Origin of the sequence: Ruegeria sp. HKCCD6119, from assembly GCF_013110585.1 — a bacterium.
Classification (GTDB): Bacteria; Pseudomonadota; Alphaproteobacteria; order Rhodobacterales; family Rhodobacteraceae; genus Ruegeria.
Genome location: NZ_WVQV01000002.1, coordinates 521050 through 541030 on the forward strand (window position 1 = coordinate 521050; position 19981 = coordinate 541030).

General features: G+C 59.1%; 18 protein-coding genes and 1 pseudogene. 7 read left to right on the top strand and 12 right to left on the bottom strand.

The genetic code is table 11. From position 1 onward, the window contains the following. Positions 1–90: 90 nt before the first annotated feature. From GS611_RS09875 to GS611_RS09905, 7 genes are read right to left on the bottom strand one after another with little or no spacing between them, the layout of a single operon-like run. The gene (locus GS611_RS09875; RefSeq protein ID WP_171635113.1) at positions 91–1362 is read right to left on the bottom strand and encodes an aspartate aminotransferase family protein; all 1272 of its coding nucleotides are present in this window, start codon (positions 1360–1362) and stop codon (positions 91–93) included. A gap of 1 nt (position 1363) precedes the next feature. Further along, positions 1364–2467 (bottom strand): mandelate racemase/muconate lactonizing enzyme family protein, encoded by a 1104-nt coding sequence (locus GS611_RS09880; RefSeq protein ID WP_171635114.1) that lies wholly within the window; start codon positions 2465–2467, stop codon positions 1364–1366. Beyond that, the gene (locus tag GS611_RS09885) at positions 2464–3570 is read right to left on the bottom strand and encodes a mandelate racemase/muconate lactonizing enzyme family protein (protein WP_171635115.1); all 1107 of its coding nucleotides are present in this window, start codon (positions 3568–3570) and stop codon (positions 2464–2466) included. Before GS611_RS09885 ends, GS611_RS09880 begins: the two co-directional genes overlap by 4 nt. Further along, positions 3567–3869 carry a hypothetical protein gene (locus tag GS611_RS09890; RefSeq protein WP_216598229.1) on the bottom strand — a complete coding sequence of 101 codons (303 nt, stop codon included), beginning with the start codon at positions 3867–3869 and terminating at the stop codon, positions 3567–3569. The genes GS611_RS09885 and GS611_RS09890 overlap by 4 nt, the downstream gene beginning before the upstream one ends. Next, positions 3866–4444, bottom strand: a complete 579-nt coding sequence (locus GS611_RS09895) for a dimethylsulfonioproprionate lyase family protein (protein ID WP_171635116.1) — start codon at positions 4442–4444, stop codon at positions 3866–3868. The genes GS611_RS09890 and GS611_RS09895 overlap by 4 nt, the downstream gene beginning before the upstream one ends. Next, entirely contained in the window at positions 4441–5523 is a 1083-nt protein-coding gene (locus GS611_RS09900; RefSeq protein ID WP_253284982.1) for an alcohol dehydrogenase family protein, read from the bottom strand. The genes GS611_RS09895 and GS611_RS09900 overlap by 4 nt, the downstream gene beginning before the upstream one ends. Beyond that, the gene (locus GS611_RS09905; protein WP_171635119.1) at positions 5523–7976 is read right to left on the bottom strand and encodes an FAD-dependent oxidoreductase; all 2454 of its coding nucleotides are present in this window, start codon (positions 7974–7976) and stop codon (positions 5523–5525) included. Before GS611_RS09905 ends, GS611_RS09900 begins: the two co-directional genes overlap by 1 nt. Positions 7977–8044: 68 nt before the next feature. Here GS611_RS09905 and GS611_RS09910 point away from each other — a divergent pair, with 68 nt between their 5' ends. The 5 genes from GS611_RS09910 to GS611_RS09930 are packed head-to-tail and all read left to right on the top strand — an operon-like array spanning position 8045 to position 12017. Next, on the top strand, positions 8045–8932 hold the full coding sequence (locus GS611_RS09910; protein WP_171635121.1) for a MurR/RpiR family transcriptional regulator: 888 nt from the start codon (positions 8045–8047) through the stop codon (positions 8930–8932). Further along, entirely contained in the window at positions 8929–10017 is a 1089-nt protein-coding gene (locus GS611_RS09915; protein ID WP_171635124.1) for an aromatic ring-hydroxylating dioxygenase subunit alpha, read from the top strand. The genes GS611_RS09910 and GS611_RS09915 overlap by 4 nt, the downstream gene beginning before the upstream one ends. Positions 10018–10036: 19 nt before the next feature. Next, positions 10037–10873, top strand: coding sequence for a hypothetical protein (locus GS611_RS09920; RefSeq protein WP_171635125.1), 837 nt, complete (start codon positions 10037–10039; stop codon positions 10871–10873). 2 nt (positions 10874–10875) lie between these two features. Next, a complete protein-coding gene (locus GS611_RS09925; protein WP_171635126.1) occupies positions 10876–11616 on the top strand; it encodes a sulfotransferase family protein in 741 nt (246 codons plus the stop codon). Positions 11617–11633: 17 nt separating this feature from the next. Beyond that, positions 11634–12017 (top strand): carboxymuconolactone decarboxylase family protein, encoded by a 384-nt coding sequence (locus GS611_RS09930; RefSeq protein WP_152456719.1) that lies wholly within the window; start codon positions 11634–11636, stop codon positions 12015–12017. 7 nt (positions 12018–12024) lie between these two features. Here GS611_RS09930 and GS611_RS09935 read toward each other — a convergent pair whose 3' ends face one another. Both GS611_RS09935 and GS611_RS09940 read right to left on the bottom strand, forming a co-directional pair. Continuing rightward, positions 12025–13644, bottom strand: coding sequence for a hypothetical protein (locus GS611_RS09935; protein ID WP_171635127.1), 1620 nt, complete (start codon positions 13642–13644; stop codon positions 12025–12027). A gap of 33 nt (positions 13645–13677) precedes the next feature. Next, on the bottom strand, positions 13678–13989 hold the full coding sequence (locus GS611_RS09940; protein WP_171171326.1) for a hypothetical protein: 312 nt from the start codon (positions 13987–13989) through the stop codon (positions 13678–13680). A 68-nt stretch (positions 13990–14057) separates the two neighbouring features. Between GS611_RS09940 and GS611_RS09945 the strand changes: the two genes are divergently transcribed. Further along, complete coding sequence (locus GS611_RS09945; protein WP_171635128.1) at positions 14058–14999, top strand: YcaO-like family protein; 942 nt, start codon at positions 14058–14060, stop codon at positions 14997–14999. A gap of 7 nt (positions 15000–15006) precedes the next feature. Here the strand turns inward: GS611_RS09945 and GS611_RS09950 are convergent, their stop codons facing one another. The 3 genes from GS611_RS09950 to GS611_RS09960 form a co-directional block, all read right to left on the bottom strand. After that, positions 15007–16254 (bottom strand): hypothetical protein, encoded by a 1248-nt coding sequence (locus tag GS611_RS09950; protein ID WP_171635129.1) that lies wholly within the window; start codon positions 16252–16254, stop codon positions 15007–15009. Between the two features lie 148 nt (positions 16255–16402). Next, on the bottom strand, positions 16403–18382 hold the full coding sequence (locus GS611_RS09955; RefSeq protein WP_171635131.1) for a hypothetical protein: 1980 nt from the start codon (positions 18380–18382) through the stop codon (positions 16403–16405). Between the two features lie 547 nt (positions 18383–18929). Next, positions 18930–19487 (bottom strand): methyltransferase domain-containing protein, encoded by a 558-nt coding sequence (locus GS611_RS09960; RefSeq protein WP_171635133.1) that lies wholly within the window; start codon positions 19485–19487, stop codon positions 18930–18932. A gap of 30 nt (positions 19488–19517) precedes the next feature. Between GS611_RS09960 and GS611_RS09965 the strand changes: the two are divergent. Continuing rightward, a pseudogene (locus GS611_RS09965) lies at positions 19518–19981 on the top strand (transposase); the annotation flags it as partial.

Consider the following 19981-nt stretch of genomic DNA (forward strand, 5'->3'; position numbering starts at 1 on the left):
GACCCCCGGCTTCCAAAGGTAGCGGGTCGCAGTTGAGTTCAACGGCGACCCGTTTACGTTGTGCCGGATTGCGTTGTGCCAGACCCGCGTTCAGGAAATCGCTTCAACGGCGTGACGTACGGCCTCTCTGGTCTGTTCCAGATCCGCTTCGGTAACCGCCAGAGACGGGTACAGTTTACCCGGAGCCTTGAAGACCCCATGCGCCCGCAACGTTGCATTGTACGTGGCGTTGCGTTGCGGATCATCATGGTTTGCGCTGCGATAGTCCCGACATTCGGCCTTGGTGAAATAAATGTCGAACAAGGTCTCGTCACCGCAGATGCGATGGGCGATGCCCGCCTCATTCAAAGCGTCCGATTGCATCTGCTGCAACTGCCTCCCAATCGAGCGCAGGTTTTCATAGGTGCCGTCGCGCCGCAAAACCTCCATCGTCTTCAGCCCCGCCGCTGAGGCGACGGGGTTGCCGGACAAAGTGCCCAACTGCATAAGCCAGCCCTGTTCTCCGACCTTCGATTTGTCGAAATGCTTCATGATCTCGGTGCTGGCACCCAATGCCGCCAGAGGGAAGCCACCACCGGTGATCTTGCCAAGCGTACAGATATCCGGGGTCACGCCATATCGCTCTTGTGCGCCGCCGTAAGCCAGACGGAACCCGGTGACGATCTCATCAAAAATCAGCAGCACACCAAATTTGTCGCACAAGGTCCGCAAGCCCTGCAAAAACCCCGGCTCGGGCGGGATGATCCGCTGCAAGGGTTCGACCATGATCGCAGCGACATCGTCATGTTCGTCCAGCAGCGCCGCCACCGCGTCAAGATCATTGAAAGGCGCGATCAGCATCTGCTCGGCCACGCTTTGGGGGATGCCGGCACTGTCGGGAACGGCCAGCGGGAAATTGACCCGGCGGCTGGGGGCCAGGCTCATCTGCGCCTCGGCGCTCATTCCGTGATACCCCCCTTCGAACTTGAGGATCTTGTCGCGCCCGGTATAGGCACGCGCCAGCCGCATGGCGTACATGTCAGCTTCGCCACCAGTGGCCACGAAACGCACCTGCCCGCAACAGGGGACGGCTTCGATAATGGCCTCGGCCAGTTCTATGCCCTTGCTGTTGTTGGCAAAGAAGGTCATTCCTTTGGGCAGTTGCTCCAGCACCGCTTCCATCACCTCGGGGTGACCATGGCCCAGCAGCATCGGGCCGGACCCGATCAGATAGTCGATATATTCGTTCCCGTCCTCGTCCCAGACATGGCTGCCCTCGCCACGGGCGATGATGATGCCCGGGTCGAAGTTGCCGAAACCGCCAGCTGGCAGAACCTCTTTTGCGCGTGCTATCCACTCGGACTGTGTCTGGATCTTCAGCATCTCAATCAATCTCCAAAATCGGGGCGCCAAGGATTTCGAGGTCAGGTGTCACACCTAAACCCGGGCCTTCGGGCGGTGCAATCCGGCCGTTTTCACGGTTTGGTGCGTCGGGGCACAGGCGCGGAGCAACGTAAGAGGACAAGTCGCAAGTGTTCATCAGCGATCCATGCGGGGTCGAAGCCGCAAAATGCAGCGAGGCCGCCGTTACGATATCCGATCCCCAGGTGCATTCTGCACAAATCTCGGCACCCAGCTGCACGGTCAGATCGCGTGCACGGCGCATTGCCGAAAGACCGCCGAATTTCGACAGTTTCAGCGCCACCGCGTCCATGCAACCCAACTCATGCGCCCGCATCAGCGATGCAAGATCAAAGGCGCTTTCGTCGATCTTCATTGGCAGACCCGTCGACTGACGAACAGCGGCGCAGTCTTCCAGTGTTTTGCAGGGCTGTTCCAGCATCACATCCAGATGCGCCACCGCGCGCCCGGTTCGCGTTGCCTGAAGGCGCGATGCGCCGCAGTTCCAGTCGCCATACACAAGCGGTCCGGTTCCCACGGCTTCGCGCACTTTGATCAGCCGCTCGGTATCGGCTTGCCAATCACCCTCGACACCCAGCTTGACCTGGAATTGCCGAATGCCCGTCTGAAAGGCTGCCTTGGCGATGCGCGCCATTTCGTCCGGCGCGATACATGTGATCGAATGATAAAGTGGCATATCTGCCCGTGTCCGCCCGCCCAGCAACGCGTAAACCGGCACCCCTGCCGCGCGGCCGAACAGATCCCACAGTGCAATGTCGACGATCGATTTCGCGTAGCTGTGGCCTTGCAGAAATCCGTCCAGCTTTCGCATCGGTGCGTCGACCCCAATTGGCGAAATCCCGAGAATCTCGGGTCCCATTTCAGCGATTGCCCCCGGTACTCCATTTGCAAAGGCGGGCAGATAATGCGGGATCGGGCAGACCTCGCCCCAACCTGTCAGACCTGTATCCGTCTCAAGACGCAGGATATGAGACGTCACGGTCGCGCAGGTCTTGCCGCCGGCCATGTGATAGGTTTCATGGCTGGTCAGATCGACGGACCAGAGCGTTATCTTGTCAATTCTCAAGCATATTCTCCTACTGGATCACCCAATGCAGCTTCGTCCGGATGCACGCCCAGCCCCGGCGCTTCGGGCAGATGCAGATGGCCATCGACGTTGCGGGGCCCTCGACCACCTGCAACATCAACCGTGATCATGTCCTGACAGGCCCAAACCGCGTGGCAATGGTCATCCGGGATCGTGGCGGCCAGATGCAGCGCTTCGGTATCGGCCAGAACCGTTCCACCGGTGGCCATTACGAACATGTCTATCCCATGGGCCAGCGCGATATCGCGCATCCGCGCGGCCTTGGTCAGGCCACCCACGCGATTCAGCTTGATCCCGAATATCTGGGCCAGACCATCGTGGGCAATCCGGACGGCATCCTGCAAGGTCACAAGGGACTCGTCCACAGATACTGGGGATGCATGAAGCCTTGAGATCGCCGCGATATCATCCAGTGTTTCGCAGGGTTGCTCGAACATCACGTTCAGGTCCTCGCAGGTGCTCATCACCCGCAAGGCCTGCTGGCGCGTCCAGCCACGGTTGACATCATACAGAACAATCTCTCCGGGCTGCCGGATGCTTTCCACATCCCGCACACGCGCAATGTCCCGCTCGACATCACCGCCGATCTTCACCGAATGCGCGACATAGCCGCGCTCGCGATATCGCTCCATGACCTCGCGTGTTTCCTCGACGGTTTTTGCCCCGACCGAGGACGCAATCGGGCGCGGTGTACGCGATCCGCCGCCCATCAGATCGGCAATCGGCAAGCCCGCCGCCTGACCGGTAATATCCCAGCAGGCCATGTCTATGGGGCTTTTAGCATAGAGATGTCCGGGCAAGGCTAGATCCATGGCCCGTTCCACGTCCAGCACGCGCCGCGGATCAAGCCCCAGGATGAAGGGGGCCATCGTTTCGATCCCGGCCCGGATGCCCGGCCCGTGCGCGGGTACATAGGTGTGCCCCCAGGGCGTGCCCTCGCCCCAGCCAACCAGACCGGTATCGGTTTCGAGCCTGACCAGCGTCGCATCAAGCGTTTCGAACTTCAGGCGCCCCCCGGAAAGCCAATAGGGATGCTCGAGCGGCAAATCGACCTGAAAAACGGTAATCGTTTCAATCTTCATAGAGCATACTCCGCCACGGGTGCGCCGAGGCTTTCAAAATCGGGGGTTACACCCAATCCCGGCGTATTGGTTGCATAAAACTTTCCGTCTTTAACGACAGGACCGCCGACGCCCGTAGATCGCGTGTTGTAGTTCATCAGATCCGTGGTGTTCTGCAGGTATTCAGGCGGGGTCGACGCCGCAAAATGGGCGACAACCGATGCGATGGCCGTTTCAATCGCGTTTCCCGCACCCCAGGCATAGGTGCCGCCGACATAGGGAAGCCCGGTCTGGTAAATTCGGATGCGGGTGATTTTCATGCGGCGTCCATTCTGGGCAGGTCGCCCATCCCTTCGCCTCGCCACAGGACAAAGGTCAGGATCGGTTGGTCCATCGTTGTCATGGCGTGGCTTTGCCAGCTTTTGTGCTGTCGTGTCTGGTGCGGGCCGACGAAGGTTTCATCCTCGTTGCTGCGAAAAACTGCTCCGCCCGCAAGGGTCAGATACAGCTCTTCCGCCTGATGGCTGTGCCAGTCATAGTCCAGACCAGCGCCCCAATATCCAACGTAGCCGCGCAATTGGGTCGAGTGGAAATGCCCGGTCGGTCCGAACAGTTCGTAATACCCGTACCGATTCAGGAAATCCGCACCGACTTCCTCTTCGGTGTATGTGTGTTTCCATTGCGCCAGATGCGCGCTGGCCTTGATCGCCGCGACCAGATCACGGGTTGGCGCCACGCCATCAAGGCCAAAATCGCCCACCAGATCGGTCGCCGGAATGTGAGCAGGCTGCAAACCCGTCGGTGTCAGATCGTCCGGCCATGATGCAAACGCGGCAAGGTCAGGATGCGCCTGATGCAATTGGCGGGCCGCCTCGAGAACATCATCCAACGTCATGGTACCACCACGATGTTGCCGGTATGCTGTTTGGCGATGAACGCCGCTTGCGCGTCCCGCAACTCCTCCAAAGGATAGGTTGCGGCCAGAGCCGGCTTGATTTCACCGGCTTCAATATATGTCACGAGGTTCTTCATGACCTCGGGTCCGATCACGGTCGAACCGGTGAAGGTCAGATCGCGCAGATAGAACGTCCGCAGGTCAAGTTCGACCATCGGACCTGCAATGGCCCCCGAACAGGTGTAGCGCCCGCCGCGCTCCAGTACGTCGATCAGGTTCGGCCAGTAAGGGCCACCTACCACATCGGCGACCACGGTGATCTTCTCGTCGCCCAGCGCCGACCGCAGATCTTCAGGTGTGCGGGGCAATATCACATCTGGGCCAAGATCGGCCACGTCGGCGTGTTTGGATTCGGATGCCATCGCAATCACACGCGCGCCACGGCGCTTGGCCAATTGAACCAAAGCACCACCCACCCCGCCAGAGGCACCGGGTACAAGAACGGTGTCTTTTTCCGTCACGTTGGCACGGGACAGCATTCCTTCGGCGGTAGAATAGGAACAGGAGAATGTGGCCAGTTCGGCATCCGACAGATCCGAAGTGATCGCCACCGCATTGACCGCCAGAGTCGTGGTATATTCGGCGAACCCGCCATCGCGTTCCGAACCGAAGTACCCTGTCTTGTTCATGTTGCCGGGATCAGCCGGATCTCGCAGCCAGCCATCCGTGATGACACGCTCGCCTATACGAGCGCTGTCCACGCCCTCGCCAACGGCCACGATACGGCCGCAGACATCTGCGCCCTGAATGCGCGGGAAGGTGATCGGGTTGCCGCCCCATGTCGGGTCTTCTTCACCGACTTCCTCGAATGCGCCACCGGTGGTCGCATCCGTTACGGTCTTGGAATACCAGCCGGACCGCGTATTGACGTCGGTATTGTTCAGGCCGCAGGCTGCGACCCTGATCAGAACTTCACCAGCCGCGGGTTCTGGACGCGGCCAGTCTTCCTGCATCACCATCTGTTCCAGACCACCATGGCCCATTGTGACCATGGCTCTCATCGTATCGGGCAGGCTCATCAAGCGGTCTCCAGTATGGCGTCACTGCGGGGCAGCAAACTGTCGGGGTCGTAAGCAGGTTTGTCCAGAACACGGGCGGCACGGGGTTGGCCGTGAATCACGACCTCCAGCTGTGTCCCGGCCTTGGCCGCTTCGGGCTTGAGGTATGCAAAGGCCAGAATCTTACCGACGGTGTGGCCATACGCGACCGACGCCGTGGACCCGACGACGCGCCCGTCCAGCAGCACCGCCTCTCCGCCATGCCCATCAATCTCTCCATCCGGTTCAATTGAAAGATAGGCACAGATCCAGGGCAGATCGGTGTTGAGCGTCTTGTCCTTGCCCAGATAATCCTTGTCGGTGCGCGCAAAACGCAGCACGTCGGCCTCGGCCAGAGTGACCTCGTTGGTCAACTCGCCCGCGCCTTTGAAGCCCTTCTCCATTCGCATCACGTTCATGGCAAAGCTGCCGTAGTCGGTGATGCCATACGCCTCACCTGCCGCCCAAAGCGCGTTGTAGACGTCGAGGCAGGCAGCGTTGGGCATGTGCAGTTCCCAGCCCAGTTCCCCGGCATAGGACATGCGGAAGGCCCAGACCTTGTGACCGGCGATGGTGATTTCCTGCGCGGAAAGCCAGCGGAACCCGGCATTGGTCAGATCGGCATCGGTACAGCGCGCCAGCACATCCCGCGATCGAGGACCGTTCAGCGACAGGGCCGACCAGTCTGCGGACAGCGCGGTGATCTGCACATCCTCTTCCGCGCGCTGCTGCGCCAGATGATCCAGCAGGCGCTGTTCGAATAAGGCCGCACAAACCAGATAGAAGCGGTCAGCGGCCATGCGGACAATCGTGGTCTCCAATTCGATACGGCCGCGACGGTTCAGCATATGGGTCAGCGTGATCGAGCCGACCTTCTGCGGCATCCGGTTTGCGGTCAGCCGGTCAAGCAGGGCATAAGCCCCCGGCCCCGAAACCTCGACCTTGGTGAAAGCGGTGACGTCCATGATGCCGACGCTTTCACGAACGGCTTTGACCTCGGCCGCGACCATGTCGTCGGCAGATGTGCGGCGGAAGGAATAATGGTCGCGCTGTTCCACCCCATCGCGGGCAAACCAGCGGGGGCGTTCGAAACCATACACTTCTTCATGCACCGCGCCCTTGGATTTCAGCAGCTCATGCAGCGGTGACGGCTTGATCGGTCGCCCGGCCAGACGGTTGAAATGTGGAAAGGGGATTTCATGGCGCAGGCAGTAGTCTTCTTCGGCCTTGATCACCTGCCAATCCTTGGTCGCATAGCTGCCGAACCGGCGCGGATCGTATTCGCGCATCGAGATATCGGCGGCACCATGCACCATCCACCGCGCCAGTTCGCGGGTCAGACCCGGCCCCCAGCCAATGCCGATCTGGGTCCCGCAACAGCACCAATAGTTCCGAACCCCCGGCGCTGGTCCGATCAGCGGATTGCCATCCGGCGGGTGCGAGATCGCCCCGTGCACGTCGCGCTGAATACCGAGTTCGGCAAAGATCGGCATCCGGTTCAGGCTTTCCTCAAGCCACGGCATCACCCGGTCGTAATCCGCGTCGAACAACCAGTTTTCGTATTCCCACGGGCAGTGATCATGCCAGACCGAGTTCGGGTTCTCTTTTTCGTAAATCCCGATCAGACCGCGCTGCTGCTCCATCCGGATATAGCCCGAGACCTTGCGGTCATCACGGATCACCGGCAGTTCGGTGTCCAGGTTCTGGAATTCAGGCACCGGCTCGGTCACGAAGTAATGGTGCGTCATCGAGGTCATCGGCAATTGCAGCCCCGACCATTCGCCCATCTGACGGGCATAAGTGCCGCCTGCGTTCACCACATGCTCGCAGGTGATGGTGCCCTGCTCGGTCTCAACCGCCCACTCGCCATTCTCGGCCTGCGTGATGTTGGTCGCGCGGCAGTTGCGGAAGATACGTAGGCCTTTCTGACGCGCACCGGTCGCCATCGCCATGGTCACGTTGGTTGGATCGACATGTCCGTCATCCGGTGTGTGCAACGCGCCTAAAACACCTTCGAGGTTGTAGAACGGGTGCAGTTCGGCCACCTTTTCGGGACCAACAAGCTCGATATTGAAACCCAGCGACCGACCAACCGACAGGGTGTGGCGCAGCCAGTCCATCTCATCCTCGGTATAGGCCAGACGGAACGAACCGCAGCCATGCCATGTGACGGGCTGGCCGGTTTCGGCCTCCAACTGACCAGAGTACAGGCCAATATTGTAATCCACGCATTTGCCCAGTCCAAAGCTGGACGTCGAATGCGTGATCTGCCCCGCTGCATGCCAAGTGCTGCCGCTGGTCAGCTCGGCCTTCTCCAGCAGGACGGTATCAGCGCCCCAGCCTTCATGCGCCAGATGATAGGCCAGACCGACCCCCATCACGCCGCCTCCGACAATGACCACACGGGCGTGTGACGGCAGTTCGTTCCCGGACATGATTTTTCCTCTTCCCGAGTCGCGTTTCTGCTCGACAGGCTAATTCCACAAATGTACCATCGTCAATCATGAATGACACAAATGTATCATCAACCGTTCTGGACCGCCTGAGCCAGGAGTGGGAAGCCCTTACCCCCGAGGCGCAGAAAGCCGCGCGTTACGTTCTGGAAAACCCAACGGATGTTGGGGTTTCAACCGTGCGCGAGATTGCCGAGGCGGCCAAGGTCAAACCCAATACTTTCGTGCGCATGGCCCGGCAGGTGGGCTTCGAAGGGTACGAAGATTTCCGGGCCCCCTTCCGCGAATCGATTCGACGGGGCAACGTGTCGTTTCCAGACCGCGCGCGTTGGTTGCAGGACATTGGCAAGTCAGGGGAACTGGGTGGGCTTTATGCCGATATGGTGGGCGCGGCGATCCGTAATATCGAAGAAACCTTTGCCGGAATCGACGCTGCGACCCTGAAGGCCGCCGCCGAGGTTATCTGGAACTGCCGCCAGATATTCACGCTGGGCGTTGGCGTCAACAACGCGAACGCGCGCAATTTCACCTATCTTGCGTCGACCGGGATGAAGCAGTTTCACGCCATTCCCCGCCCCGGCTCGAACCCGGTCGATGATCTGGCCTGGGCCGATGAGCAGGACGTACTGATCGCGATCACCTGCCACCCCTATCGCACCGAAGTCATCGAGGCGATCAAGCTGGCTCGGCAACAGGGTCTGACCGTCATCGGTATTTCCGACAGCCCGGCAAGCCCGGTGATCCTAAACGCCCACCACGGCTTTGTCGTCGCCGCCGACACGCCGCAGTTCTTTCCGTCATCCGTTTCGACGATTGCCTTGCTGGAAACGCTGCTGTCCTTCGTGATCGCAGTGTCCAGCGATGAGATCGTCGAGCGGGTGGAACGGTTTCACCAACGCAGACACCAACTTGGCCTCTACGCGGAGGAGCCCGAATGAACGCACCCCTGACCCACTCACTGGACGCGCGATACTATACCGACCCTGCGATTTTTGAGCAGGAAATGCAGGGGCTTCTGGCCCGAACGTGGCAGTTTGCGGGCCATATCGCGCAGGTCCGGGAAACGGGGGATTACTTTGCGTTTGAGATCGCCGGCCAGAACCTGTTCTGCATTCGCGGCCGCGACGGCGAAATCCGCACCTTCTATAACGTCTGCCAGCATCGCGCGCATGAAATGGTCACCGGCGCGGGCAACACGCGTGTCGTCGTCTGCCCCTACCACGCCTGGACTTATGAGCTGTCCGGTCACTTGCGCGCCGGACCCAACATCAAATCCGTCCCCGGGTTCGACCGCAGCGCTATTTGCCTGACCTCGGTGCGCACCGAATTGTTCAACGGTTTCATTTTCGTCAACCTCGACGACAACGCCGCGCCAATGGATGAATGGTACCCCGGTGTGCGCGAGGAAATCCGCGCATTCGTCCCGCATATCGACGATCTGGAACCGCTGGAATGGGTCGAGATCCCCGAAAACTGCAACTGGAAGGTCAGTGTCGAGAACTACTCGGAATGCTACCATTGCCCGACCAACCACCCGACCTTTGCCGAAGGTGTGGTTAAGCCCGAAACCTATGACATTCAGCCGGACGCGGGCGGCGGCTACGTCCTGCGTCACACAACGGAATGCCAGAGCCTCGACAAGATGACCTATCCCATCGACCTGTCGGTACCGCACGCGGGCGATTACCAATCGTGGTTCCTGTGGCCGATGTTCTCGTTCCAGTGTTATCCCGGCAACGTGCTGAACACCTATCACTGGCGCGCGGTTGATGCCGATCACTGCACCGTCTGGCGCGGCTGGTACACCGAGGGAGGCTCGGACAGTGCGGTTATCCGGCAACTGGCGGTCCAAGACCGCGAAACGACGGTCGAGGAAGACATCCGCCTTGTGGAATCCGTTCATCGCGGGCTCAAGTCGCGGGGCTATCGCCCCGGACCGCTTGTTCTGGATCCGGGCTGCGGGGTGATGTCGGAACATTCCATCGCGCGGCTTCAGCAATGGATGCGCGAGGCTGTGGATTAGTGGCCGAGGTAGCACGCTGATGCTGATGCCTGAAGTCTGGCGCCCGGAACACAAACTGTTCCCCCATCAGGTCGGGTTCACCTGCCCGCCGTTCGATTTTGACGCCGCGCCCTCGGATTTCCTGCGCATGTGCCCCGAAACGGTGGGCGTTCACGGGTGGATGCTGCATGTGCCAGACTACGTGCACGGGTTGGATCAGCGGAGACAGAACTTTGGCATGCTCGAAGACTTCGTGCACTGTATGTCTCGCAACGGTGTGGATGTCTGCGGTCAGGTCGGTTCGAATTGGGTCCATGCCTGCGGGCTGGGCGTGGAAGGCGTTCGGCAACACTGCGAAGGCCTGTCAGACAAATATGGCACCCGCTTTCACATGGCGGGATATGCCATGGTCGAGGCATTGCGTGACCTGAATGTCGAAAAGGTTGCCCTGAACGCCGCCTATCATTGGCCGGAATGGTGGCAGGGCACGGTCGGCTTCTTGAAAGAAGCCGGGTTTGATGTGGTCTGGGCCGGGAATTTCCACGATCAGGGCTGGTTCGACAGTCAGGAAGACGTCAATTCCTTTCGCTGGGTCTTTGACGGCGATCTGGCACTGAAAAGCTTTGAATATGTGGCCGACAAGGCACCTCGGGCCGAAGCGATCCTGATCAATGGCATGTGCAATTTCCGCACAGGTCCCGGTGGCTTGCCCCAGCGCCCGCTGCATCTGGCCGATACGCTTGAAGACACGCTGGGCAAACCGGTGATCGGCCACGACATCGCGCTTTACTGGCGCATCTTCAAATCCCTCGGTATCGCACCCGACAAACCGCACGGGCAATTGCTGAAACGTCTTGAGTTGTTCGAGAGGCCATAACCATGCACAAAATCCTCGCGCTCTGGGCCGTGCCCAGATCCACGTCAACCGCGTTCGAGTGGATGATGCGGCAACGCGGTGATCTCGACTGCCTGCACGAGCCTTTTGGCGAGGCGTGGTATCAGGGTGAAGACCCGCTTTGGCATCGGTTCCAACCGGGTGATGTGACAACACCGGGCCTGACACTGGACAGCGTGTGGCTGGACATTCAGCAGCGGGCGAAACGGGGGCCGGTCTTTCTCAAGGATTTTCCGCATTACATCAACCACATGTGGGATGCCGAGTTTCTGTCGCATTTCACCCACGCCTTCCTGATCCGGGACCCGGCCAAGACCATTACTTCGATGTACAAACAATGGCCGGACTTTGCCGAAGGCGAGGTTGGCTTTCCCGAACAGCGCGCGCTGTTCGATCTGTTGACGGCGTTGAACGGAACTCCGCCGCCAGTCATTGACAGCGATGACCTGCTGGAAGACCCACATGGCATGACCCGGGCCTTCTGTGACGCGGTGGGAATCCCATTCATTCAGGAGGCGCTGACATGGGAACCGGGCGGTGATCCGTCCGCCCTCAGCTGGTGGGACGGCGGGTCGTTCCATGGCAACCTGGCGAAATCGACCGGGCTTGCGCCGCAGACCCGCACGCATATCGACATCGCGGACGCGCCAGACCGTGTGAAACAGGTGCACCGCAGGATGAAACCGCATTACGATCACCTTTACAAACACCGCCTGACACACTGACACACCGGAGACCCGCAATGGCCGACATTTTCGACGAAGACCTGTTTCTGAAAGGACTGGAGCAAAGGAAGAACACGCTGGGCGCAGAGTATGTGGAAAAAAACCTTGCTGCCGCCGACGACTTCACCCGCCCGTTTCAAGAAGCCATGACGGCCTGGTGCTGGGGGTTTGGCTGGGGCGACGACGTGATCGACGCCAAGACCCGGTCGATGATGAACCTGTCGATGATCGGTGCGCTGGGCAAGATGCATGAATGGGAAATCCACTGCCGGGGCGCTATCAACAACGGGGTTTCAAAGGAAGAAATCCGCGCCATCATCCACGTGGTCGGGATATATTGCGGTGTTCCTCAGGCGCTGGAGTGTTTTCGCGTGGCCCGCAAGGTGCTGGAAGAAACCTGACGACCCGTCACAGACCAGCCGCCGACAACAGCCGCACGCCTTTCTCGTAGTGTTGCCGGTTCTTGAAACAGCCGGGCCAGGCCCAGCGTTCGGCCGTAAAGCCCGGCTGCAATTCCAGAATCTGCCGGGCATGTCGACGCGCCAGGGAATGGTTCCCGGCGGCGACGGACAGCATGCACAGTACGACCCTGGGGCGAACGCGTCCGGGGTCAACCCGCAACACGTTATGGGCATGCTGCCACGCGGCCTTGTCCCCGGTTATCATCATTGCGATTGCCAGATTTGCTTCGATCCAAATGGGCGGATGCGGCGTCAACGCCAACGCTTTCTTGCAGACCAAAACGCCTTCTTCGGCCCGGTCATCATACACCAACAGGATGCCGTAATATCCCAACAGTTCCGGGCTTCCGCTGAAACGTTCCACGACGGCAAGCATCAAGCTGCAAGCCTCTGACGTGTTGCCGGCAACACTGTGGGTAAAAGCATGGAGGGCCGAGCAATACGGGTCAGTCGGGTTCAGAGTGCGCAACTGTTTGCATTCGGCCTCGACCATTGCCAGCGTCTCGGCCGGGTTTGCATCCATGCCCAGGCGGATCATGTCCAAATGACAGAAACCGATCGCCACACGGGCCGGCAGGTATCCGGGGTCAAACTCGAGACAGGCGCGGTATTGACGGATGGCATCCTGCAACCCGTCTTCCGTTGCCTGACTTTCCAATATGCGCGCTTTCTGGAACGCAGACCAGGCCTCGGTCGAAGTGGCACGACCAGACCAGATTTCTGACCAATACCCGTCACGCAATCGCAGTTGGAGCGCCTCGACAACCTTCATGGCGATTTCTTCGACCGCGTCGAATGTTTCCTTCGCACGAAAGCGGAACCGCTGTGTCCAAAGGCACACCTGATCCGCGGTTGACGTCAATTGAGCGGCCACCCGCAGACCTTCCGCGCCAACCACGCTGCCGCTGAGAACATAACCTTCAACCGCGCCTTCCTGCCTGCGCGCGTCACGCAGTTCGATCACGTCGGACATTGTGCCCAGAAGAAACATGAGTTCGTCTCGTATTGAGGAGGCAGCAATGCTGATATCCGGCGTTTCCCCGACAACCTCAAAAGGCTCAACCACAACCGCTGGACGCAAGCGCCCCCAATGCACCGGCAAACCGCGGCCAACCAGAACCGGTCCGTCTGAGTCTGTATCGATGTCCCAATAGGCCTGCCGTTCAACCGTCAGCCACGCCTCGAACTCGGGGTCGGCAACGTCCAACCCTTCAAGCAATTCAGCCCGATCGGAACTAAGCTGCTCGTCAAACAGATCAACCTCGACAGCTGTCAGATTGATCGACACCGTTTCACGTGTGACTTCAAGAAAATCAAGTTTGTGCTTGGAAAAGTGCTTGCTGAGAACACTCAGCTCTTTGCGCAGCGACGCCGCGCCTTGTGCGGGCGAACTCTCGCTCCAGAGCTTGTCCTGCAACCAAGCCCTGCTGCGTATCGCGTTTTTTGACAGAAGCACCAAAGCAAGAAGAGCTTTCGCTTTGGTGCCCCGAGGCGTCACATCCTGACCGTCGTCACGGATAATCTGAAACGGTCCGGTCAAAAAAACCTTGGTTATTGCCTCAGTCACTTACAGCCCTCAAGAAACGTTCGGGGGTTGTCGTTAACCGCTGCATCCAAATATGACGATACCACCCATCGCTTCATAGGCCAGTTTGCAGCACCATGACTCGTGATCGGGGTTCGGATCCGGCTTTTTGTCACTCAGGTCCGGAACAACGATATGAACCAGATCCTTGGTATCATAGACAAACCTGACCTCAGGGTTACCACTGTCCGCGAGGATTTCTTGAATTTTGCGTTCCGCCGCGTCCTGATCATCTTGCGACCCCAGCGCACGGCCGCGCGCGGCATTCAGAACTTCGCACCCCAAGTCTTTCAACGAATAATTCGGGTTGATTGTCAAACGAGCCATGTAAAATCTCCTTCTCAAACAACAATGCCCGCTTGTATACCCCGTTATATGCTTATCCGGAAATGAAAATGACCGACACGTTGATTGAACGCGCTGAAACTGCTCGGCTAATTTCCAAACCCTCGTTTGCCGAATTCCCGAAAGCTGCGCCGATCCACGCGGCTTTTCGCTTGATCGAGCTGCGCGACGGAGCTCTGCCGCCCAAGGGCGGGATGGGCCATCGCGTGTCTTTCGGCACCGGCCGTACACCGGAAGAGGCGGCGCGGCTGGCCGGGTTCGAAGCGATTGAGCGCTATGCCTTGCAATACAGTGCCGAAGCACCACAAACCCGCGAAAGCCTGATTGCGTCGGATGGCGCATCCCATGTGATGCCAAACGACGCGCTTGCACTGGGTGTTCCAGGCAGTGACGGAAAGGTCACTTCGAAAGGTGCCGCGACTGGCCCGACACATGAAGCCGCTGCGCTGTGGGCGGCGCTGGAGTGTTTGGAACACGCTCTTGGATCGCAGGGGTTTGACCACCTGGCGCCGGACACGGTCCTGCCCCGTGATTTGACGCAGTGGCTGCACGTCCAGCTGCGGCAACTGAGCCTTCACATCCTCGAAGTTCCGGGCGTCGGCCTTCTGCTGCGCGCGGTCTGCGCAGATGCGGATGGCGGCAGGCCGACCTATGGATCGGCGCTTTCCGCAAATCTGGCGCAGGGCATATGGCACGCAGCATCCGAGGCGGTGGTGTCTTGGCGCAACATGGTGATGCTTGAACACAACGGTGTAACGGATCACGGCATGGATGCCGAACAGGCCCGTCTGTTCCGGCTTTATCGTGGCGCGCAGAATGACCGGCCTGTTGCTCCGACGCGGTTGTACGACGTGCAGGCGTGGGACAGCCCGAACCCGTCGCTGACGACGGTATTGACAGCGGCAAGCCGTGCCCTCGGTCGTCCGGTTGCGGTTTTTGACATGACGGCACCTGAAATTCCCCTTCCGGTGGTCAAAGCCGTAGCAGTTTGAGCACCTGTCAGGATCCGTCTCTGCGAAAGCGTGTCGTGTCGCCGTTGGTCTTTGCCTTGCAACGGTCCGCGAATTCCAAAAGCTGCCCGCAACGTTCGGTCTCGGGCAGGCTGCGGACAACCCGCCCCGGATCAACATGCGGAATTTCAACAAATTCGACACGGGTGATCACGCGCGGCCTGGCGGCAACTGTGATCATCGGTCCGACCTCGATCAGGCTGGCCAGAGCATAGCCCGAGACAGGGCGCGCCGAAGGGCCTGTTCCCAGCGTGATATCATCCAGAAACCGGGGATCGTCGTCGGCAGGTCCGAATTCAAGTCGCATGTGCATTCCCGGCGCACCGCGCCTGAACCGGACCCAGCCCCGAGGCACCCCGCCCGCACCCACAAACAGTTCTGATGTATGGAATGCCTGAATATACAGCCCAAGCGGATCTGAGAATGCCATCGCCCGGCCCGCCGGTGACTTGCCACAGTTCCCCGCGGCCAGTTCAAGCGTATCGCTCACCAGGCGGATCCCTGCATGCCCGCAGTACAGATCCTGCCGGTTCGCGAAATCAAGAACTTCTTCAAGCCGGGCGCGCCGCCTGCTCTCGCCGTCCTTCACGAGATACGGGAAGGAAGAAAAATGCATGGTCTGGATCAGATCGGTCAAACGGTTCGAGCCCTTGGCCAGAAACAGGGCATGCTGGATATTCAACGGATGTTCCGGCGGATGCGCGTCATCATTGCCCACCAGCCTTTTGTGAAAGCGGGCCGCACGCTCGGACACATCCATCGATGTCCATACCGACCGTGAGACTTCAAGCAGGTCCGTGCAGGAGTAGAAGCGCCCGGTCACCGATGCGACCACCGACAGGAAGTGATCTAGATCGAACACCGCCATGAACTGCCACCACTCCACAAACTCGGTAGTGGCCACAAAACGCTTCGGGCGCAGTCTGCCACCGGCATCGGGTCGCATTACCAACGTGTATTCAAGATATTCATTGTGCAGCTCAACCCTGCCGGGCCAGCCTTGGTCACACACGCGCGCCGCCAGCTCATCGCCCAGACAGTCCCGCGGTTCCCGGGGATCGGCGCGCCATCTGAACCCATTCGAAGGCTGGCCCGCCTCTATGTCACGCGGATCCATGACCAGAAACGGGCTGACACCTTGCACGTCGAATATGTTCTGAATGCTTGAATTCCACGCTGACCGGGTGGCTTCGTTCACGCCTTGATCAGCAAGTCCCGGCGATTGGAATACAGACATCAAAGAACACCGTTGGGCTTCAGAGACACTAGAATGGAAAGTCAGAGGTCGATGCCCGCGGGGTTTCAATTCCGACAGGGCGATCGCCACCGGTGACGAACAAGGAAGCATCATGGAAATCGACCTGTCATGGGGCCTGATAGCTTCATCATGCCCACCCCGCCTGTTCAGGCAAATGACGGGTCCACCACAATTCGGGCGTACTGTTCACAATGTGGATTTCGCTACCGCAAGAACGACCGCCAACGATGTTGAGGCGATCTCCATCAAATGTTTCAAGCGACATTTTCGCGGCCCCCCGGAAATTCGCCATCTGTTCGGCCAGAATGCCCACCGCAACGCGTTCACCCATTCGGATACTGTCGAAATAGTCGCTGTAGAAATGTACCCCTGCAAAATTGCGCCCGATCGCGATATTCGCAGCCAACTTGTTCAGCTCGCCATTCAGCGTAAGCTTCGCTGCGTTGTCCTCTGGCTGCACGGACTCAACCAATGTCCTGCCACCCGGAGCCGGAACAAAGACGCGCTCCATACCCGCCTCTGCCAAAGTTACCCTGGACCCGTCCAGCGCATGTGTTCTGAAGAACGCCTTGAGCAGCGTCGCGCACGCCCCGGCAACTGCGCCATGCGCCGCCCCGTAGGACGGCTGCATTGGCGAGCCCTCGGGATAAGCAACAGGCAAAAGCAGGTTGCGATCGATTTGTGGCAGCCCTTTATGAGAAACCGCGTTGTGGGCGAACCGCTTGGTGGCCGGCGCGGCGGCAATGGCTTCCACAAGACTGAAATCTTCGCAGGCGGCGCTTTCCAATTTCTCAAGATGGGCTGCGGCAAACGGTTCCGCTGCCCCAAGCACCGCGCCATGACCATTCGCCACCAAAGTTGCAACGCTGCCCAGCTTTTCAGGGCGGGCGCGGTTGTGCACCTGAAAGGTCTGGCGTCGCACGGACCGCATTGCCCTGGTCGCAGTTTCTGCCAGCATTGACAGCGCGTGTGATCCGCCCCAATGGGCCCCACTATCCTCCGCACGGGAATTCCAGACATCGGGCAGACCGTCATCTGCTTGAAACCCTCTGCCCAACATCAACAGGCAGGCATTGAAAAAAGCCTGATAGATCGAGTCGAAATGCACATAGGTAGCAAGGTCGCGAGGTGTTTCAATAAACTTCGGGCCACAGGCCTCAAAGGCTTGTTCGCCGGTCGCGTCCGCCCCGTTCTGAACGTCCAGCCACTCGGCCCAGTCCCGCAAATAGTCCACGCCAACAGCCTGAGGTACAACCCTTTGGTCAAGCCGAAATGAACCAAACGGCATTGTCCGTGGTGTTGTTGTTTTTTCCAACCACCGCCCTTGCACATGCGCCGCGTCTGACGTCAGCGGGCCGTACCCCTGCAAAAGGAACTGCGACATGTAAGGCCCTTCCGAACAGCCTTGGCTCGAGCCGCGGAACAAAGTTCGCGAAGACAGACCTTCGCCATCTCGAACCTGGCGCGCCGCCGGTACTTTCCCGATCTCGGCACCGCTGGCATCCTTTGGGCGACCGTCTTTGCGGAACCACTCCAACCGGCCCAGGGCGCCAAGCACCTTGTCGGTTCCCTCGGCACCATCCCGAATGGTTTCGAAGGGCACATCCCGCAGACAGGCCATCGCATAGAGTTCAGCCATCTCTGCCGCCAGTTCATCTGACCCAAGCCTGGGCGCCGGAGCGATACCCAAACCGCCGGCGTCCAATCCATTGAACCCCAACCGATGACCCAGGATCGGCCCTTCCCACGCACGCCATCTAAATTCACCACCCTCTGATGGCGCGGTGCGGAAGGGCCCGGAATAGGCTGGCGTGTCAAACAGCGTCAGCCTGTTTCCATGATTGTCGGTGCCGGTTGGGTCAGCCACTTCTTCCAGAAACTCGGTATAAACCTGCGCGTCGACAATACCATTTTCGTCATGCCGCAAGCCCTTCGAAAAGCTCGTGGGCCAAGTCCCGGCAAACAGGTCTGCTTCGCCGTTATGTTCGGCGGCTGCCCTGTCTCTGGCACCAATCGGCGCGTTCGAAAGACACTGATCCCGGTTCAATCCACGATTGGGCTTTTCCAGGTCCTGCCAGGGTTCAGACGGAATGGTATGTTGCGGCATGTTGCTCTCCCGATCGACGGAGACAACGATTCGCACGAAGCCGTTACCGGATCGTGACCGGTCATTCCGACAGGCTTTTTGCCCTGTTCTGCAACACTTTGAGAATGTCCAGGGTAGAAAAGGCTTCGATCGCGCTGGACACCAGGCCCCGCCGCCGCATTCCGATCTTTCGAGAAATTTCGGAATCCAATGCAAGACAGGATATCACGGGCCCAGCCAGCTTCGAGCCGCATTCCACCGGACGGAAAGAAAAAGAAAGTTGGATGGCGGAGACGAAGCCAGTATAACTAAGCCTGCAAGATACTGTTAAATTTAGGTAAAAAGAAATATTACCGAGATATATACCACACTAAGTTCGATTTCGAGCCAGGCATCGCGCACAGTGTCATATCACAGGATGTCGATAAAACACTAAAGCAGACACTCAAGCAGAGTTCAGCAAACGACCGCTCCAAGCCCCAAAGACGACTGAGGTAACGAGCGCAACAATTGTCGTTTTTGGCGGGAAGCGGAAGTTCGATGCGACCGCAGGGTCACCACTAAAGCGTTACAGAAGCGGACATTCGGTCGCAAATCTGGATCTTTCTCTTCGACCGACCCTGTGATGGTGTTTCTCATCTGCTTTTCCTTTCGCAGCATGAGCATGATCTAACTGGTTTGGCGCGAAAAGGGGTGGGATGGCTTTCCAGCACGTCACAACCAACAATGCACCGGGCTTCAGCGCTCTGCGGATTTCGCTGAGGGCCGCTGTCTTGTCCGGAAAGAGCTGCAGGCCGTGATGGCAGAAAGCCAGATCGAACTCGCCGTCGTCGAGGGGCATGGATTGGGCCGACGCTTCGATCCACTCATAGCAGTGCATGTTTCCCGGGGCGCGGGCGCTGGCAGCGAGATCGCGTCGAGCGTCGCGGCAGTACAGTTTGCGGGCCTCGATCGCGTCCTTCCAGTTGTTGATGTCCGTCAGGATAACACGGGTTAGCTCGATGTCCTGCAGGCCGGACCCGACATGTTCGAGAGCGGCCTTGATGATCTCGAAACACTGCTTGGGCTGGGCATAGACGTCACCGATGCCTAAGGTCAGGATGCATTGATTTTCAGAGCGCTGCATGATTCACGGCTCGAAAAACGGAGCGGTGATATAAGTGACCTTCTCTGGCTGACTGACGAGCAGATGGCCAAACTTTCCCCTTTCTTTCTGCGGTCGCATGGCAAGCCACGGGTCGATGACAAGAGGGTGCTGAGCGGGATTATCTTCATCAATCGCAATGGGTTGCGGTGGCGTGACGCTCCCAAAGAATACGGACCGCACAAGACGCTTTATAGCCGGTGGAAGCGTTGGAGTGAGAAAGGTATCTTCGCTCGGATGATGGTCGGCTTGGCAGCCGAACACGGCGAGGAAAAGACCGTGATGATCCCCTTTCTTTGATTGCGTTGCAATCAACTGTCAGGCAGTGGACGCGACCTATCTGAAAGCACATCGTACCGCGACCAGCATGGTCGCGAAAAAGGGGGCGTGGCCGTCTGATTCACTGCACGGCAGGCGCATTCGAAGGATGCTGCCGAGAGGGGGCCGAACCAAGGGCGGCATGAATACCAAACTGC

What these genes read in the sequence shown, in the direction of transcription:
- GS611_RS09875 (WP_171635113.1), bottom strand. Translation starts at nt 1,362, where the DNA reads ATGCTGAAGATCCAGACACAGTCCGAGTGGATAGCACGCGCAAAAGAG.
- GS611_RS09885 (WP_171635115.1), bottom strand. Translation starts at nt 3,570, where the DNA reads ATGAAGATTGAAACGATTACCGTTTTTCAGGTCGATTTGCCGCTCGAG.
- GS611_RS09890 (WP_216598229.1), bottom strand. Translation starts at nt 3,869, where the DNA reads ATGAAAATCACCCGCATCCGAATTTACCAGACCGGGCTTCCCTATGTC.
- GS611_RS09895 (WP_171635116.1), bottom strand. Translation starts at nt 4,444, where the DNA reads ATGACGTTGGATGATGTTCTCGAGGCGGCCCGCCAATTGCATCAGGCG.
- GS611_RS09900 (WP_253284982.1), bottom strand. Translation starts at nt 5,523, where the DNA reads ATGAGCCTGCCCGATACGATGAGAGCCATGGTCACAATGGGCCATGGT.
- GS611_RS09905 (WP_171635119.1), bottom strand. Translation starts at nt 7,976, where the DNA reads ATGTCCGGGAACGAACTGCCGTCACACGCCCGTGTGGTCATTGTCGGA.
- GS611_RS09910 (WP_171635121.1), top strand. Translation starts at nt 8,045, where the DNA reads ATGAATGACACAAATGTATCATCAACCGTTCTGGACCGCCTGAGCCAG.
- GS611_RS09915 (WP_171635124.1), top strand. Translation starts at nt 8,929, where the DNA reads ATGAACGCACCCCTGACCCACTCACTGGACGCGCGATACTATACCGAC.
- GS611_RS09920 (WP_171635125.1), top strand. Translation starts at nt 10,037, where the DNA reads ATGCTGATGCCTGAAGTCTGGCGCCCGGAACACAAACTGTTCCCCCAT.
- GS611_RS09925 (WP_171635126.1), top strand. Translation starts at nt 10,876, where the DNA reads ATGCACAAAATCCTCGCGCTCTGGGCCGTGCCCAGATCCACGTCAACC.
- GS611_RS09930 (WP_152456719.1), top strand. Translation starts at nt 11,634, where the DNA reads ATGGCCGACATTTTCGACGAAGACCTGTTTCTGAAAGGACTGGAGCAA.
- GS611_RS09940 (WP_171171326.1), bottom strand. Translation starts at nt 13,989, where the DNA reads ATGGCTCGTTTGACAATCAACCCGAATTATTCGTTGAAAGACTTGGGG.
- GS611_RS09945 (WP_171635128.1), top strand. Translation starts at nt 14,058, where the DNA reads ATGACCGACACGTTGATTGAACGCGCTGAAACTGCTCGGCTAATTTCC.
- GS611_RS09950 (WP_171635129.1), bottom strand. Translation starts at nt 16,254, where the DNA reads ATGTCTGTATTCCAATCGCCGGGACTTGCTGATCAAGGCGTGAACGAA.
- GS611_RS09955 (WP_171635131.1), bottom strand. Translation starts at nt 18,382, where the DNA reads ATGCCGCAACATACCATTCCGTCTGAACCCTGGCAGGACCTGGAAAAG.
- GS611_RS09960 (WP_171635133.1), bottom strand. Translation starts at nt 19,487, where the DNA reads ATGCAGCGCTCTGAAAATCAATGCATCCTGACCTTAGGCATCGGTGAC.